Annotated in this window: 14 protein-coding genes and 2 pseudogenes; 10 read left to right on the top strand and 6 right to left on the bottom strand. The window is 58.6% G+C overall.

All coding sequences use genetic code 11. The annotated features are described in order from the left end of the window. Nucleotides 1-205: 205 nt before the first annotated feature. From AC1MDT_RS15790 to AC1MDT_RS15775, 4 genes are all read left to right on the top strand, one after another. Nucleotides 206-1,147 (top strand): fatty acid desaturase, encoded by a 942-nt coding sequence (locus AC1MDT_RS15790; protein WP_480418023.1) that lies wholly within the window; start codon nucleotides 206-208, stop codon nucleotides 1,145-1,147. Nucleotides 1,148-1,286: 139 nt separating this feature from the next. Next, nucleotides 1,287-2,078 (top strand): phosphate/phosphite/phosphonate ABC transporter substrate-binding protein, encoded by a 792-nt coding sequence (locus AC1MDT_RS15785; RefSeq protein WP_480418022.1) that lies wholly within the window; start codon nucleotides 1,287-1,289, stop codon nucleotides 2,076-2,078. A 226-nt stretch (nucleotides 2,079-2,304) separates the two neighbouring features. Continuing rightward, the gene (locus AC1MDT_RS15780) at nucleotides 2,305-2,847 is read left to right on the top strand and encodes a sigma-70 family RNA polymerase sigma factor (RefSeq protein ID WP_480418021.1); all 543 of its coding nucleotides are present in this window, start codon (nucleotides 2,305-2,307) and stop codon (nucleotides 2,845-2,847) included. Beyond that, the gene (locus tag AC1MDT_RS15775) at nucleotides 2,844-3,857 is read left to right on the top strand and encodes an ABC transporter substrate-binding protein (RefSeq protein WP_480418020.1); all 1,014 of its coding nucleotides are present in this window, start codon (nucleotides 2,844-2,846) and stop codon (nucleotides 3,855-3,857) included. Before AC1MDT_RS15780 ends, AC1MDT_RS15775 begins: the two co-directional genes overlap by 4 nt. Nucleotides 3,858-4,033: 176 nt before the next feature. Here AC1MDT_RS15775 and AC1MDT_RS15770 read toward each other — a convergent pair whose 3' ends face one another. From AC1MDT_RS15770 to AC1MDT_RS15755, 4 genes and pseudogenes are all read right to left on the bottom strand, one after another. Then, nucleotides 4,034-4,585, bottom strand: a complete 552-nt coding sequence (locus AC1MDT_RS15770; RefSeq protein ID WP_480418019.1) for a hypothetical protein — start codon at nucleotides 4,583-4,585, stop codon at nucleotides 4,034-4,036. A 153-nt stretch (nucleotides 4,586-4,738) separates the two neighbouring features. Continuing rightward, complete coding sequence (locus AC1MDT_RS15765; protein WP_480418018.1) at nucleotides 4,739-6,163, bottom strand: MFS transporter; 1,425 nt, start codon at nucleotides 6,161-6,163, stop codon at nucleotides 4,739-4,741. A gap of 142 nt (nucleotides 6,164-6,305) precedes the next feature. Next, nucleotides 6,306-6,938 (bottom strand): glutathione S-transferase family protein, encoded by a 633-nt coding sequence (locus tag AC1MDT_RS15760; protein WP_480418017.1) that lies wholly within the window; start codon nucleotides 6,936-6,938, stop codon nucleotides 6,306-6,308. Nucleotides 6,939-6,987: 49 nt separating this feature from the next. Then, a pseudogene (locus AC1MDT_RS15755) lies at nucleotides 6,988-7,086 on the bottom strand (PACE efflux transporter); the annotation flags it as partial. 133 nt (nucleotides 7,087-7,219) lie between these two features. Between AC1MDT_RS15755 and AC1MDT_RS15750 the strand changes: the two are divergent. Next, nucleotides 7,220-7,467: pseudogene (locus AC1MDT_RS15750) on the top strand (DUF6124 family protein). Between the two features lie 224 nt (nucleotides 7,468-7,691). Here AC1MDT_RS15750 and gntR read toward each other — a convergent pair. Further along, nucleotides 7,692-8,723 carry an HTH-type transcriptional regulator GntR gene (gntR, locus tag AC1MDT_RS15745; RefSeq protein ID WP_480418016.1) on the bottom strand — a complete coding sequence of 344 codons (1,032 nt, stop codon included), beginning with the start codon at nucleotides 8,721-8,723 and terminating at the stop codon, nucleotides 7,692-7,694. Nucleotides 8,724-8,938: 215 nt separating this feature from the next. On the opposite strand from gntR, the gene AC1MDT_RS15740 reads away from it, so the two are divergent. Both AC1MDT_RS15740 and AC1MDT_RS15735 read left to right on the top strand, forming a co-directional pair. Then, complete coding sequence (locus tag AC1MDT_RS15740) at nucleotides 8,939-9,472, top strand: gluconokinase (protein ID WP_480418015.1); 534 nt, start codon at nucleotides 8,939-8,941, stop codon at nucleotides 9,470-9,472. Nucleotides 9,473-9,554: 82 nt separating this feature from the next. After that, nucleotides 9,555-10,907: a GntP family permease gene (locus AC1MDT_RS15735; RefSeq protein ID WP_480418014.1), complete on the top strand. Its 1,353-nt coding sequence runs from the start codon at nucleotides 9,555-9,557 to the stop codon at nucleotides 10,905-10,907. A 292-nt stretch (nucleotides 10,908-11,199) separates the two neighbouring features. Here AC1MDT_RS15735 and alaC read toward each other — a convergent pair whose 3' ends face one another. Then, nucleotides 11,200-12,417 carry an alanine transaminase gene (alaC, locus tag AC1MDT_RS15730; RefSeq protein ID WP_201120143.1) on the bottom strand — a complete coding sequence of 406 codons (1,218 nt, stop codon included), beginning with the start codon at nucleotides 12,415-12,417 and terminating at the stop codon, nucleotides 11,200-11,202. A gap of 139 nt (nucleotides 12,418-12,556) precedes the next feature. On the opposite strand from alaC, the gene AC1MDT_RS15725 reads away from it, so the two are divergent. The 3 genes from AC1MDT_RS15725 (at nucleotide 12,557) to AC1MDT_RS15715 (ending at nucleotide 14,304) form a co-directional block, all read left to right on the top strand. After that, nucleotides 12,557-13,219, top strand: a complete 663-nt coding sequence (locus tag AC1MDT_RS15725) for a LysE family translocator (protein ID WP_201120142.1) — start codon at nucleotides 12,557-12,559, stop codon at nucleotides 13,217-13,219. A 66-nt stretch (nucleotides 13,220-13,285) separates the two neighbouring features. Further along, nucleotides 13,286-13,774 carry a GyrI-like domain-containing protein gene (locus AC1MDT_RS15720; RefSeq protein WP_201120141.1) on the top strand — a complete coding sequence of 163 codons (489 nt, stop codon included), beginning with the start codon at nucleotides 13,286-13,288 and terminating at the stop codon, nucleotides 13,772-13,774. A 41-nt stretch (nucleotides 13,775-13,815) separates the two neighbouring features. Next, entirely contained in the window at nucleotides 13,816-14,304 is a 489-nt protein-coding gene (locus AC1MDT_RS15715) for a GNAT family N-acetyltransferase (protein WP_201120140.1), read from the top strand. Nucleotides 14,305-14,403: the final 99 nt, after the last annotated feature.

Here is a 14,403-nt window from a genome sequence, read left to right as displayed (position 1 = left end):
AGATAAACCACACCGGCCTCTGTAGGAGCGAGCTTGCTCGCGAAGGACGTCAACGATAACGCGTTCTTCCTGAATAAACGCGTTGCTTTCAAGTTCTTCGCGAGCAAGCTCGCTCCTACGGGGGACGTTGACGTCATCAAATAATCTGCAAGATTTCCCTGCGCCATTGCACAGAAGGGGATTGGTCCCCGATCTGAGCAACGCCATGCCCCATTACTTCGATAATGCCCACCAAGAAGAAATCGAAATCCTGCGCCAACGCCTGACCGCCCGCACCGAGTGGCCGACCTGGTTGCTGTTGATTGGCGTATACGTCAGCTGGTTCAGCCTCGTGCTGGCCAGCGACCGGTTGGGCCAGTGGTGGAGCACTTTGCTGTTGATTCCAGTGGTAGCGCTTTGGTTGTCGGTGCAGCACGAATTGCTGCATGGCCATCCGACTCGCTGGCAAACACTGAACAAAATCCTCGGCTACGCGCCGTTCGCTGTGTGGTATCCCTATACCCTGTATCGCGACAGCCATTTGCTGCATCACCGCGATGAAAACCTGACTCTCCCCGGTATCGATCCGGAAAGCCGTTACCTGAGCGCCGCGCAATGGCAGGGCAGTTCACTGTTCGAACAAGGCCTGTACTGGCTGAACAAAACTGTGCTCGGTCGCTTCATTCTTGGTGCGCCACTGGCGCTGCTGGGGTTGGCTCGGGAAGAGCTTAACCGACTGAAAGCGGGGTCGCGCCAAGCCTGGCTGATGTGGCTGAGCCACGGCGCGCTGACGCTGGTGATGCTGCTGTTCATCGCGCGCTACAGCGTGCTGCCGGTCTGGCATTACCTGTTGCTGATCAGTGTGCCGGCACTCTCGATTGCCATGATTCGCTCTTACTATGAACACCGTCCCCATGTGCAGCCCGAGCAACGGACGGTCATCAACGAAGCGGCCTGGCCGTGGCGCTGGTTGTTCCTGAACCTCAATTTTCATCTGGTGCATCATGATTTGCCGGGGTTGCCCTGGTACGACCTGCCCCGGGCCTACCGCGCCCGTCGCGAGCAATGGCTGGCGCGCAGTGGCGGGTTCCTGGTGCAGGGATATGGCCAGTTGTGGCGTCAGCATGGTGTGAAGGCCATCGACAGTCCACAACATCCGTTTCACTGAATTTTTATGATCAACGCCTAACCCCTGTGGGAGCGAGCTTGCTCGCGATGGTGTACCAGATACATTGGTGTCGACTGACACACCATCGCGAGCAAGCTCGCTCCTACAAAGGGAGTTTCGTTGTTTGGGGTATTTTTTGATGACACAACACTTTGCTGAATTACTGATGTATGTCGCGCCAGAACCCATCCGTCAGGCGAACGAGCGTTGGCTGGCGCGGATTCTGCAGCGACTGGGTGCGCCCCGTCGTAACGCCGAAGACCTCTCATTGATGGACCTGTGGCTGTCCCCGCACTTGCTGCTGACCCAAACCTGCGGCTATCCGCTGATGACAACGTTGCGCGGCCAGGTCCGGGTTGTCGGCCGTCCGCGCTACGAGCTCCCTGACAGCAACGGCGGCAGTCATTGCAGCCTGCTGCTGAGCCGCGCCGATGATCCACGACGGGCCTTGGCGGCGTTTCGCGACAGTCGCTGTGTGATCAATGGCGAAGATTCCAACAGCGGCATGAACCTGCTGCGTCATCGTCTGGCGCCGCTGCATCACCACGGACAGTTCTTTTCCAGCGTCGGTATCAGCGGCAGCCACCGCGAAAGCCTGCGCTGGTTACGCGAAGCGCTTGCGGACCTGGCGGCCATCGACAGCGTGACCTTCGCTTACCTGGCACAGCACGCCAAAGAAGAGGTGGCGGGCCTGCGCATCGTTGCTCGAAGCGCGTTCAGTCCGACCTTGCCCTACATCACCGCCGCGACGGTTACAGATGAACACGTTGGGGCGCTACGGCAAGTGATGAACGAGACTTTGCGGGAATTGCCCGATGTCGCTGAAATCCTCGGTTTGCACGAGGTTTTGCCGGCCAGCGAGAGTGACTATCAAATCGTTCTCGACTATCAGCAGGAAGCTGAGGCATTGGGGTACGGGCGGTTGCGGTGAGGTTTTTTCTCGACAGATCTTCTTCGCGAGCAGGCTCGCTCCCACAGGACATCTGTGAACCCTGTGGGAGCGAGCCTGCTCGCGAAAGCAATCGATCAGGCGCAACTTAAATAGCTTAGTGGAATATAAAAATTCGTTTTAAGTATTATTAAAGAATAAGGCTCCTTGCTAGGATCGCATCACCGGACGACCGGACATTCAGCGACCCCTCACCCTTGGAGCCTCTATGTCCGGCACCGACCTATCCCATCGCAACGACGTGGGTGGATTGTTCCGCGCCCATTACCCCTGGCTGTGCGCTCGGTTGCACCGCTATCTGGGGGCCAGTAGCAGCGTTGAAGACATCGCCGCCGAAGCCTTCATGCAACTGCTCGAATCGCCGGGACTGACGCCTATCCGCGATCCGCGCGCCTTGCTCACCACCATCGCCCAGCGGTTGATTTATCAGCTCTGGCGCCGCCGCGATCTGGAGCGCCGACACCTCGATCAGTTGCAACACGTCGACACGCAGCAAGCGAAGTCGCCCGAGGAACTGGCGCAAGTGAGCCAGGCCCTGCATGGCCTCCACCGCACGCTTGAACGCTTGCCTGGAAAAGTCAGGGCTACTTTCCTGCTGTCGCGAATCGATGGCCTGACCTACCCGCAGATTGCCGCCGAACTGGGCATTTCCCAACGCTCGGTGAGCGTCTACATGACCCGTTCCCAGACGTTGTGCGCCCAGCACAGTGCCAATGAATCCTTGAATCGCCTGACCCGGAGGTCTGCATGAGATCGATCAAAACCCTGCTCGGCAGTTCGCTGCTGGCCCTGAGCCTTGTGGCTGCCCACGTCCCAGCAGCGGAAAAAACCGCCCCCATCCACTTCGGCGACATCACTTGGGAAAGCGGTAGCCTCATCACTGAGATTCTGCGATTGATCGTCGAGAAAGGTTACGGCTACCCGACCGATACGCTGCCAGGCAGCACCGTCAGCCTCGAAGCGGCGCTGGCCAAGAACGACATTCAAGTGATCGGAGAAGAGTGGGCCGGTCGCAGCCCGGCCTGGGTCAAAGCCGCCTCGGAAGGCAAGGTGTTTGGCTTGGGCGATACCGTCAAAGGGGCAACCGAAGGCTGGTGGGTGCCGGAATACGTGATCAAGGGCGACCCGGAACGTGGCATCAAACCCTTGGCCCCGGACCTCAAATCCGTCGCCGACCTGGCGCGCTACAAGGACGTGTTCCGCGACCCGGAAGACCCGAGCCGCGGACGCTTCCTCAACAGCCCGACCGGCTGGACCTCGGAGATCGTCAACAGCCAGAAACTCAAGGCTTATGACCTGACCGCCAGCTACGTCAACTTCCGCACGGGCTCCGGCGCGGCGCTGGATGCAGAAGTCGCTTCATCGATCCGTCGTGGCAAACCGGTGCTGTTTTACTACTGGTCGCCGACCCCGCTGTTAGGTCGCTTCAAACTGGTCAAGCTCGAAGAGCCGGCTTTCGACGCCGACGCCTGGAAAACCCTGGCCGACGCCAGCAACCCCCATCCCAAAGGCACCCGCTCGATGCCGGCCAGCCTGGCCATCGGTGTTTCGGCGCCGTTCAAAACCCGGTATCCGGACCTGGTGGCGTTCTTCGAAAAAGTTGATTTGCCGATCGATCTGCTGAACCAGACCCTTGCGCAAATGAGCGAAAAGCGCCAGCCGCCGCGTCAGGTGGCCGAAGCGTTTTTGCGTGATCAGCCGCAGGTATGGAAGGGCTGGGTGCCGGGTGAGGTGGCCAGCAAAGTGACAACGAGTTTGTAAGTTCTTCAGCGCCTGTTCTACCGTCCTCGCTTGAATGTTTAGAACTGATTCATGCTGGACGCATTCACTGTAGGAGCGAGCTCGCTCGCGAAGGACGTGACAGCAACGCGTTTATTCAGGAAGAACGCGTTATCGTTAACGTTCATCGCGAGCGAGCTCGCTCCTACAGGGCGTGGTTAAAGCGAGGCGAGGAACTTGTCCACAACCTGGCCGCTGCTGCCGCTGCTGCTGTCAGCGTTCCCGGTGTTCGCCAGCTTCAACTTGTCTTCCATGCGCTGGGCCATCTCTTTGCCGATGGCCTGCTGTTGTGCCGCCGGCATCGCTTTCACATCGGCTTCCGTCAGCCCCAATTCGTTGAGAATGCTGTCGTGCAAGCTCTGCTCGGGCGATTGGCTCATGTAGTCCTTGAAGTCGGTCATGGCCGTGCTATCGCCGGACGTTGGCACATTAGAGGTCCCTGCCGCTTGCAGCGCCACGCGGGTTTTTGCGAATGCCTCATTGACGTTGTCGCTGATGGTGTTGGCCGCGGTGGCTTGCTGGGTGGCGGACGTCAGGTCGGAGGCCTGGACGTTGGCGCTGTCCTGCACCGTTTGCACAACCGCATTGTTTTGCGCGCTCTGGATCAAGCTGCTGTAAAACGCATTGGCCGCAGCCGCAGCCGTGGTTGGGTCCGTGGCTGTAGTTTGCGGTGGCTGAACGACGGGTGTTTGTTTTGCATTGACCAACATGATGAATAGACCTGTAGGTAATTGCTGTCCGCACTGCAAGAGCAATTACCGTGCCGTCGCTATCGCCCAATGTTTTCAAAGGGCGCAAACGGGGAGTGACGATGCAGGCGGTCAACGCTTGCCGCTTGGCGGCAGTGGTCGACCGCACTGTCGTCAACGGTGCGCAATATTTTCCAGCGCCAGGTTGCGGGTGCGTGGACCGAACCCACCGATGGTCAACATCACGATCAGCATGCTGCTGACAATAAACGCCAACACTCCCGGCGTACCAAAGTGTTCGAGAAAAATCCCGATCAGCAAACTGCTGAACACCGTCGATAATCGGCTGAAGGAATAGCAGAACCCCACCGCCCGTGCACGGATGTTGGTGGGGAACAATTCACTTTGGTAGGAGTGATAGCTGAAGCTCAGCCAGGCATTGCAGAAGGTGATCATCACCCCGCAGAAGATCAGGCCGAACGCGCTGGTCTGTAACGCGAACAGTGTGCCGAAAGTCATGGCGCCCAATGCCGAGCCGACAATTTGCCATTTGTTCTCGAAGCGGTTGGCGAACTTCACGAACAGCAGCGGCCCGAGCGGGTAGGCGAGGGTGATGATGAACGCGTACATCAGGCTATGAGTCACGCTCACGCCCTGGCCAGAGAGCAGCGCCGGCAGCCAGTTGCCGAAACCAAAGAAACCGATGGCCTGGAACACGTGAAACACAATCAGCATCAAGGCCCGACGACGATAGGGCGGCTGCCAGATATCGGCGAAACGGCCCGTGCCCTGAATATCCACCGCTGCCAGTTCCGGTTGATCCAGCGGCTTGCCCTGATCCTTCACGCAGCGGGCTTCAATGCCATCGAGAATCTTGCTGGCCTCCTCAAACCGTCCATGCTGGGCCAGCCAGCGCGGTGACTCCGGCAATCGCTTGCGCAACCACCAAATGAACAACGCAAACACCGCGCTAGCCAACACCACCCAGCGCCAACCGGACACCCCGAACGGCGCTTGCGGCACCAGCCACCACGACATCAGCGCCACCGCCGGCACGGACAAAAACTGCACAAAAAACGCAAAGGCAAACGCCGAACTGCGCATGCGTTTGGGCACCAGTTCCGAGAGGTAGGCGTCGATGGTCACCAGTTCGATGCCCAACCCGATGCCCACCAGAAAACGCATGCAGATGATGCCCAGCGCTGAACTCTGAACGCCCATCGCCACGGTCGCGATCGTGTACCACACCAGCGCAAACGTGAAGATCGCGCGCCGGCCGAAACGATCAGCCAGCGGGCTCAAGACACTCGCGCCGAGGAACAACCCAAGAAACGTTGCCGAGGCGAAGGCAGCCTGGTCGGAGAAGCCGAACACGCCTTGGCTACCGGTGGCGAAGATGCCGTCGCGGATCAGGCCCGGGCTGATGTAGGCGGTCTGGAACAGGTCATAGAGCTCGAAAAAACCACCGATCGACAGCAGTGCCACCAACCGCCAAATAGTTGAAACAGCGGGAAGTCGGTCAATGCGGGCGGAGATCTGCGCGGCACGAACAGGGTCGATGCCATCGGTTTGAGCGGTGATGGGGGACAGGGCAGGCATGAGCGGATCCAATTCTTGTTGAAGAGGAAGCTTAGCCTGCTATCGGAAATCAATGCGTGCGAATCTCGGCGCGTTTGCCTCGAGATTCGCCAGGTTATTGCAATGAGCGTTCAAATTTTGTTGTTTTGTAGCGCGGTGCCGCTCAAGGCAGGCCGTTACAGCCGTGTTTCAGGAAACCCGGGCGTTGGGCCAACCGTTGGAAATATTCATCGATGGCCGAGTAGTCGGGTCGTTCCATGGGAGTCATCAGCCAACGGTTGACGGAGAGCCCGATGACAATGTCGGCCAGCGTGAAGTGTGGCCCGGTGACATAGGCTTTGGTGGCTGCGAGTTGATGCTCGAGGATGGCCATTTTCTGGTTCCAGCCGCGGATGCCGACCGCAATGCGATGCGCATCCTGGAATTCCGGGTCTTTGCGCACCAGCGCCGTAAATGCATAGCTCCAGGAAGGGTTGAGTTCGGTGGCTTGCCAATCCATCCACTGTTCCACCCGCGCACGCGCCGCCGGTTCGTGCGGCAACAATTCGGTGTTTTGGTGTTTGCCGGCCAGGTAGCGGCAGATGGTGTTGGATTCCCACAGCACACCGGCTTCGTCGATGATCACCGGTACCTGCGCGTTGGGGTTGAGCCTCAGAAACTCCGGAATGTGAGTCGAGGTGAAACCGCTGCCCCAATCCTCGCGCTCATAGGAAGCGCCCAATTCCTCGCAAGTCCACAGGACTTTTCGGACGTTGATGGACGAAGCTTTACCCAGAATTTTTAGTGCGTGTTCCATTTGGCTACTCCTTCAGCGATTCGACGCTTCAGGACTCTAACAGTGATTTCAGGAGGGGTGCCAAGTCCAGCAGGAAGGCTTGCACCAGGCTGGTGTTCATCTGCGGGATGAGGAACACCATCAAGATTAGTTGAAAACCCACGACGTGGCGTTTGGAGTCGTACTGCTGTGTAGGAAGGGTCTGAAGGAAAGCAGTTTCAGCAGGTTTCCCGCGCACCGCTGCCACCTTGTTTTCGTCTAGCAGCGAACTGTGGCAGCTCCATCACTCTAGGAGCATCACCATGTTCAAACCCACGCCCAACCCCCCGCGCACACCCAGCCCAATGTTCTTCATCTCACCTGATATCAATAACGAAACGCTGCTGGCGCACGCCTGCGAATCGTTAGCCTCGGCGAGTGTCATGACCAATGACTTGCAACCTTTCTGGAAGGTCCTCATCGCAATACGGCACTGGCGATTTCACAAATCATCATGCTGGCCGAGCTGGCGGTAAACCGGGTGCTGGATAACCTGGATCCGCAGGACTAAACGCTGAGTCTGTGGTGAGAGTGCAAACCGTAACGTGACCTGTAGCAGCTGGCGAAGCCTGCGTTCGACTGTGTGTAGGAGCGAGCTTGCTCGCGAAGTTGGAACATCCGACACATTTTCTGTGGCTGAACGACCATCGCGAGCAAGCTCGCTCCGACACACAGCCGGACGCAGGCTTCGCCAGCTGCTACAAAGAGCGTGTTTCGCCCCCCCCTCTCGCCACATCAGGTGCTCTCGCGCACCTTCAACTCAAACCCCATGTCCTGCACCGGTTTCGCCACGGTGTTGCCCGCCATCAAGGTCAGCATTTGCTCGGCCGCACGGCGGCCAATTGCCTCGCGTGGGGTGCTGATGCTGCTCAGGCGCGGGACCATGTGGGCGGAGGCCGGCAGGTCGTTGAAGCCAAGGATCGCCACTTGTTCCGGGATCTTGATCCCGCAGCGCATCGCCTCAAGCAGCGCGCCCTGCGCCAGGTCGTCGTTACCGAAGAAGATCGCATCGACATCCGGATGACTGGCGATCAGCTGCAGAAATAATTCGCCGCCCAAACCGACGGAGGAAGCGCGCGGTGTCAGCACTTCCAGATCCGGGTCATACAAACCGGCCTTTTGCAGGGCTTTGCGAAAACCTTCGCCCCGCAGCAACGTGCGTTGATCCAGTTGCGCGCCGATATAGGCCAGACGCTTGCGACCGCGCGACAGTAAATGCTCCGCCGCTGTTTCACCGGCCGCGAGCTGTGAGAAACCCACACAATTGAGGCCTGCCGCACTGTCCAGTTCCATCATGTACACGCAAGGAATGTTGCTTGCCTCGATCATCCGTCGCGAACTTTCGGTGCGATCAAACCCGGTCAGTAGCAAGCCACGGGGCTGATAGGCCATGTAGTTGCGCAGCAGGTTTTCTTCTTCATCGCGCGAGTAGTGGAAGTTGCCGATCAGCACTTCGAAACCCTTGGGGCGCAACACCTGGTGAATGGCTTCCAGCGTGTCGATGAACAACAGGTTGGATAGCGAAGGCACCAGCACCACCACCGAATGGCTCTGCGCCGAGGCTAGCGCACGGGCGGCGGGGTTGACCACATAGTTGAGTTCGAGGGCGGCTTTCTGGACTTTTTCCACCAGTTCGGTGGCCACGGTGCTGACGCCGCGCAAGGCGCGGGAGGCGGTGATCGGGCTGACACCGGCCAGGCGTGCTACTTCGTTGAGGGTAGGGCGGCCAGTGGTGCGCGTATTTTTATCGTTTTTAGGGGAGATCATCGGACGGCTTGCCAAACAAAATTCGAGGCACTAAGGTAGCGCTGTCTCGATGCAGCTGCAAATGCGTGAGCGGGGTTTGCCTGAACCTCGCTTTTTGGCGTTGGGAACGAACATGCTGCAACCCACAAAAATGACAAGAAGGCGTCGGCAACTTCTACTTTTGGTCTAGTGTCATAACTGGCAAAGGTAGCGCTGTCTGCGCGCTGAGGTGTTACATGAATCATCCCATCACCGCCCTGGTCATCATGGGCGTTGCCGGTTGCGGCAAGACGTGCGTCAGCGAGGCCTTGTGCCAACTCAGCGGCGCAACGGCCATTGAAGGCGACACTTTCCACCCTGCCGCCAATATCGAAAAAATGAGCGCGGGTATCCCCCTGAACGACGACGACCGTGCCGGCTGGCTCCTCAGCCTGTGCGATGAACTGCGCCGTATCGATGCCCAAGGCCAGCGTCCGGTACTGACCTGCTCGGCCCTCAAACACAGTTACCGCGAAGTGCTGCGCAGCGCCTTGCCGGGCCTGGGCTTCGTTTTCCTTGAGCTGACCCCTGAAGTCGCCGCCGACCGAGTGTCCCATCGTCCTGGCCACTTCATGCCATCGACCTTGATCGCCAGCCAGTTCGCGACCCTCGAATCCCCTGTGGGCGAGCCCCTGACCCTGGCCCTCGATGCGTCGAACCACAGCGTCGACGAATTGGCCGTTCAGGCGCACCACTGGTGGCTGGAACATGGCTTGAAGCGCGCCGTATGAGTTTTGCTCGCAGAGATAGCGCTGTCCTGTTGGCGCGCGAATTACCCGCTTTAATAACAACAACAACCAGGAGACACCCCTAATGTTTGGCATGTCCCACGAGACGTTCCTGCTGCTCGATGCAGTGGTCACGGTGATCGGGCTTATCGTCCTGATCACCCAATTCAAGCTGCATCCATTCATTGCTCTGATTATTGCCGCCGCGTTTCTCGGGCTGACGTCCGGCATGCCGATCGGCACCATCATCAAAGCGTTCCAGGACGGTTTCGGTGGCGTGCTTGGTTTCGTCGGGATCATCCTGGCGCTGGGGACGATGCTCGGCAAAATGATGGCCGAGTCCGGCGGGGCGGATCAAATTGCCCAGACCCTGATTCGTGCATTCGGCAAGGACAAGGTGCAGTGGGCCATGATGTTTGCCGCCTTCCTGGTCGGCATTCCGCTGTTCTTCGAAATCGGTTTCGTGCTGCTGATTCCGCTGGTGTTCATCGTCGCCCGTCGTACCGGCGTGTCGATCATCAAAATCGGCATCCCATTACTGGCCGGTCTGTCCGCCGTGCACGGTCTGGTGCCGCCGCACCCGGGGCCGTTGCTGGCCATTGGCGTGTTCGGCGCCGACATCGGTAAAACCATTCTCTACGGCCTGATCGTTGCGCTGCCAACCGCCATCATCGCCGGCCCGATCTACGGCACATTCATTTCCAAATACATCCCTGGCCATCCTAATCAGGAACTGGTGGATCAACTGGCTCGCGAGCCTGAGGCGGCAGAGCTGCCGAGCTTCGGCATCACCTTGGTCACCGTGTTGCTGCCGGTGTTCCTGATGTTGCTCAAGACCTTTGCTGACGTGGCGTTGCCGGATGGCAATTTCTTGCGCACCTTCATGGACCTGGTCGGTCACCCGATCTCGGCGCTGTTGCTGGCCTTGCTGCTGTCGCTGTACACCTTCGGCCACCGTCAGGGCATCGACTCCAAACGCATTCTGAAATTGCTCGATGCGAGCCTTGCGCCGACCGCCGCGATCATTCTGATCATCGGTGCCGGTGGTGGTTTCAAGCAGATGCTGGTGACCAGCGGTGTGGGTGATGTGATCGGGCATATGGCGGTGAACGCACAGATCTCGCCGATCCTGCTGGCCTGGCTGGTGGCAGCAGTGATTCGCGTGGCCACCGGTTCGGCGACCGTGGCGACCATTACGGGCGCGGGCATTGTGGTGCCGGTAGTGGGAATGATTCCGGGTGTGAACCGTGAGCTGCTGGTACTGGCGACCGGTGCCGGTTCGTTGATCCTGTCTCACGTCAACGACGCGGGTTTCTGGCTGGTGAAGCAGTACTTCAACATGACCGTTGCGGAAACCTTCAAGACCTGGACGGCGATGGAAACCATCCTGTCCATCGTGGCGCTGGGCTTTATCATGCTGTTGTCGATGTTCGTCTGACACAAACGCCAAACACAAAAAAACCGCAGCGATGCGGTTTTTTTGTGGGTGAAGAATCGAAATCCCTGCCCCTGTCCCTGTCCCTGTAGGAGCTGTCGAGTGAAACGAGGCTGCGATCTTTTGATCTTGTTTTTTCAGATCAAGATCAAGATCAAAAGATCGCAGCCTCGTTTCACTCGACAGCTCCTACAGTGTTAGGTGTTAGGTGTTAGGTGTTAGGTGTTAGGTGTTAGGTGTTAGGTGTTAGGTGTTAGGTGTTAGGTGTTAGGTGTTAGGTGTTAGGTGTTAGATGTCAGGCGTTGGTTTTGCTGACCAGCCCATCCGCCCGGAACATCGCGCGTATCCCGCGCACGGCCTGACGAATCCGGTCCTGGTTTTCGATCAGCGCGAAGCGCACGTGATCATCCCCATATTCCCCGAAACCCACGCCCGGCGAGACGCAGACCTTGGCCTCTGCCAGCAGTTTCTTGGCGAACTCCAGCGAGCCCAGATGCGCATACGCCTCGGGAATCTTGGCCCAGACGTACATCGACGCTTTCGGGTTTTCGACCATCCAGCCCAGTTCATGCAGGCCTTTGACCAGCACGTTGCGACGCTGGCGATACTGTTCGGCGATGTCTTTGACGCACTGTTGATCGCCTTCCAGCGCCGCAATGGCCGCGACCTGCAGCGGGGTGAACGTGCCGTAGTCGTGGTAGCTCTTGATCCGCGCCAGGGCATTGACCAGTTCGGCGTTGCCGACCATGAAGCCGATGCGCCAGCCCGCCATGTTGTAGCTCTTGGATAGAGTGAAAAACTCCACCGCGATGTCCTTGGCGCCGGGTACTTGCATGATCGACGGGGCTTTCCAGCCGTCATAGACGATGTCGGCGTAGGCCAGATCGTGCACTACCAACACGTCGTACTGCTTGGCGAGGGCGATCACGCGCTCGAAGAAGTCCAGCTCCACGCACTGCGCGGTGGGATTGGAGGGGAAACCGAGGATCATCATTTTCGGTTTCGGGATCGAACCGCGAATGGCGCTTTCCAGCTCGGCGAAGAAGTCCACGCCCGGAATCAGCGGCACCGAACGCACCTGGGCGCCTGCAATTACGGCACCGTAGATGTGAATCGGGTAGCTTGGGTTCGGCACCAGGACCGTGTCGCCCTGATCGAGGGTGGCCAGCATCAAATGCGCCAGGCCCTCCTTGGAGCCGATGGTGACAATGGCTTCGGTTTCCGGGTCGATGTCGACCTCGTAGCGATCCTTGTACCAGTTGGAAATCGCCCGACGCAGACGCGGAATACCCTTGGACGTCGAGTAGCCGTGGGTGTCTTCGCGTTGTGCAACGGTGACCAGTTTTTCAACGATGTGTGGCGGTGTCGGGCCGTCGGGGTTGCCCATGCTGAAGTCGATGATGTCTTCGCCACGACGACGGGCGGCCATCTTCAGCTCGGCAGTGATGTTGAAAACGTAAGGGGGGAGTCGATCTATGCGCGCAAAGCGGCGCGGCGAACCTGGGTTAGCCATTGTTGCCTCGGGTAACGTGAGCGCCCGGAACCGTCCGAGCGACGCTGGCCACTGCGGTGGCCTGTTGCGGAAGATAAGGGCTGGTATGGCACACTGTCCAGTGACTATGTAAACAAATTTGTCCGAAGGAAACGGGTTGATGGAATTCACCAGTGGCTTCTTGCTGAGCCTTTCGCTGTGCCTGGACATCGGCGTGGCCAATATCGCGATGATAACGCTGGCGATGCAGCGCGGCTATTTTCAAGGCTTTGCGCTGGGTTTGGGGACGTGTGTCGGCGACCTGATTTACGCGGTGCTGGCGCTGGCCGGCATGACCGTTTTGCTGCAGTACGAAACCGTCCGCTGGGTGCTGTGGATCGGTGGTTCGGCGCTGCTGGTGTATTTCGCGGCGAAGATGATCTATTCCGCGATTCACCACGAAGCGGTGCTGGCGCAGGCCGAGGAAGTGGGGCAGAACTCGCACCGCAAGGAATTTTTTCGCGGGATCTTCCTGGCCATGTCTTCACCGAGCGCCATTCTCTGGTTCGCGGCGGTGGGCGGCACACTGATCGCGCGTTCAGGCGGGGCAGGGGCGCTCAGCTCGGCGTTGTTCTTGAGCGGGTTCTTCTGCGCCGGACTGCTTTGGTGTGTGGGGTTGTGCTTGGCGGCGAGCCACGGCGGCAAGTTGTTGGGCGATAAACTGTTGCGTTACTCGTACATGACATCGGCGGCGATCTTCTGCTATTTCGCGGTCTACGTGATCCTATCGGGTTACAACGAGTTTGTCGGTGCGGGCGCCGTCGAGCAATTGCACGCACTGTAACTGGGCGAATCGGGTTTGGCTTCTATACTCCCAGCCGAACCCACTTTTTTGATCCAGGAGTCAGTCATGGATGAGCAAACAGGCGTCGAACCGACTGGGCCACGCTTCGAACACGGGCACTTCCTGCTCATTGCAGGGTTTGGCGGACGATTTACCACGGCTACAACGGAAGGTATCCCCAAGCTCTGGGATAAATTCATTCCCGAGATTGGCAAAATTCCCGGTCAAAAAAGCGAAGTCACCTACGGCATCTGCTGCAATCCGGATGGCAAGGGCGGCTTCGAATACATCGCCGGCGTCGAAATCAGCAAGCTCGACGACCTGCCCGACAAATACCGCTGGGTCGAGGTTCAGCCTCAGCAGTACGCGGTGTTCGAACACCAGGGCGCGCTGGACACCTTGCCCCAAACCTTTCAATACATCTGGAAAACCTGGCTGCCGCAGTCCGGACGCCAAGCGGCAGACGCACCGGAGTTCGAACGCTACAGCGAGGACTTCAACCCGAAGCTCAACACCGGTGTGCTGGAAATCTGGCTGCCGATCAAGGCGCAATAATTTATGATCGCCAGCCTTTTTATCGCTGATTCCGAGCTGCCATGAACACCGTCATCCGTCACGTCACGCCTGCTGATCTGGACCGTTGCTACGCCATCGAAACCGTCGCCTACGAAGGCGACGAAGCCGCCACCCGCGAGAAAATCGCCACGCGCATTGCCACCTGGCCCGAGGGCTTTATCGTCGCCGAAGTCGACGGCGTGGTAGCCGGTTTCATCAACTCGGGTGCGGCGTTTCAGGTGGAAATGTCGGACGAGGCGTTCAAGGAGCTGATTGGCCACGACCCGAAGGGCCCGCATGTGGTGATCATGTCGGTGGTGGTGCATCCGGACTATCAGGGGCAGGGTTTGGCGAAACGCTTGATGGGCGAATTCATCGAGCGGATGCGCGCGTTGAACAAAACCAGCATCAACCTGATGTGCAAGGAACGGCATATTCCGCTCTATGCCGGTTTTGGGTTTGCCTACATCAAGCCTTCAGCGTCTGACCATGGCGGCATGGCGTGGCATGAGATGATTTTGAACCTGTAAACACAACCCCCTGTAGGAGCGAGCTTGCTCGCGATGGACGTTAACGATAACGCGTTCTTCCTGAATAAACGCGTTGTTCTCAAGTCCATCGCGAGCAAG

The organism is Pseudomonas sp. ASL7 (assembly GCF_056680375.1).
Note: the sequence above shows the minus strand (reverse complement) of the source record. Positions and strands in the feature narration are given on the sequence as shown.

Excerpts from the sequence above, each read along its gene's own strand:
- AC1MDT_RS15790 (WP_480418023.1), top strand. The coding sequence starts at position 206 with ATGCCCCATTACTTCGATAATGCCCACCAAGAAGAAATCGAAATCCTG.
- AC1MDT_RS15785 (WP_480418022.1), top strand. The coding sequence starts at position 1,287 with ATGACACAACACTTTGCTGAATTACTGATGTATGTCGCGCCAGAACCC.
- AC1MDT_RS15780 (WP_480418021.1), top strand. The coding sequence starts at position 2,305 with ATGTCCGGCACCGACCTATCCCATCGCAACGACGTGGGTGGATTGTTC.
- AC1MDT_RS15775 (WP_480418020.1), top strand. The coding sequence starts at position 2,844 with ATGAGATCGATCAAAACCCTGCTCGGCAGTTCGCTGCTGGCCCTGAGC.
- AC1MDT_RS15770 (WP_480418019.1), bottom strand. The coding sequence starts at position 4,585 with ATGTTGGTCAATGCAAAACAAACACCCGTCGTTCAGCCACCGCAAACT.
- AC1MDT_RS15765 (WP_480418018.1), bottom strand. The coding sequence starts at position 6,163 with ATGCCTGCCCTGTCCCCCATCACCGCTCAAACCGATGGCATCGACCCT.
- AC1MDT_RS15760 (WP_480418017.1), bottom strand. The coding sequence starts at position 6,938 with ATGGAACACGCACTAAAAATTCTGGGTAAAGCTTCGTCCATCAACGTC.
- gntR (WP_480418016.1), bottom strand. The coding sequence starts at position 8,723 with ATGATCTCCCCTAAAAACGATAAAAATACGCGCACCACTGGCCGCCCT.
- AC1MDT_RS15740 (WP_480418015.1), top strand. The coding sequence starts at position 8,939 with ATGAATCATCCCATCACCGCCCTGGTCATCATGGGCGTTGCCGGTTGC.
- AC1MDT_RS15735 (WP_480418014.1), top strand. The coding sequence starts at position 9,555 with ATGTTTGGCATGTCCCACGAGACGTTCCTGCTGCTCGATGCAGTGGTC.
- alaC (WP_201120143.1), bottom strand. The coding sequence starts at position 12,417 with ATGGCTAACCCAGGTTCGCCGCGCCGCTTTGCGCGCATAGATCGACTC.
- AC1MDT_RS15725 (WP_201120142.1), top strand. The coding sequence starts at position 12,557 with ATGGAATTCACCAGTGGCTTCTTGCTGAGCCTTTCGCTGTGCCTGGAC.
- AC1MDT_RS15720 (WP_201120141.1), top strand. The coding sequence starts at position 13,286 with ATGGATGAGCAAACAGGCGTCGAACCGACTGGGCCACGCTTCGAACAC.
- AC1MDT_RS15715 (WP_201120140.1), top strand. The coding sequence starts at position 13,816 with ATGAACACCGTCATCCGTCACGTCACGCCTGCTGATCTGGACCGTTGC.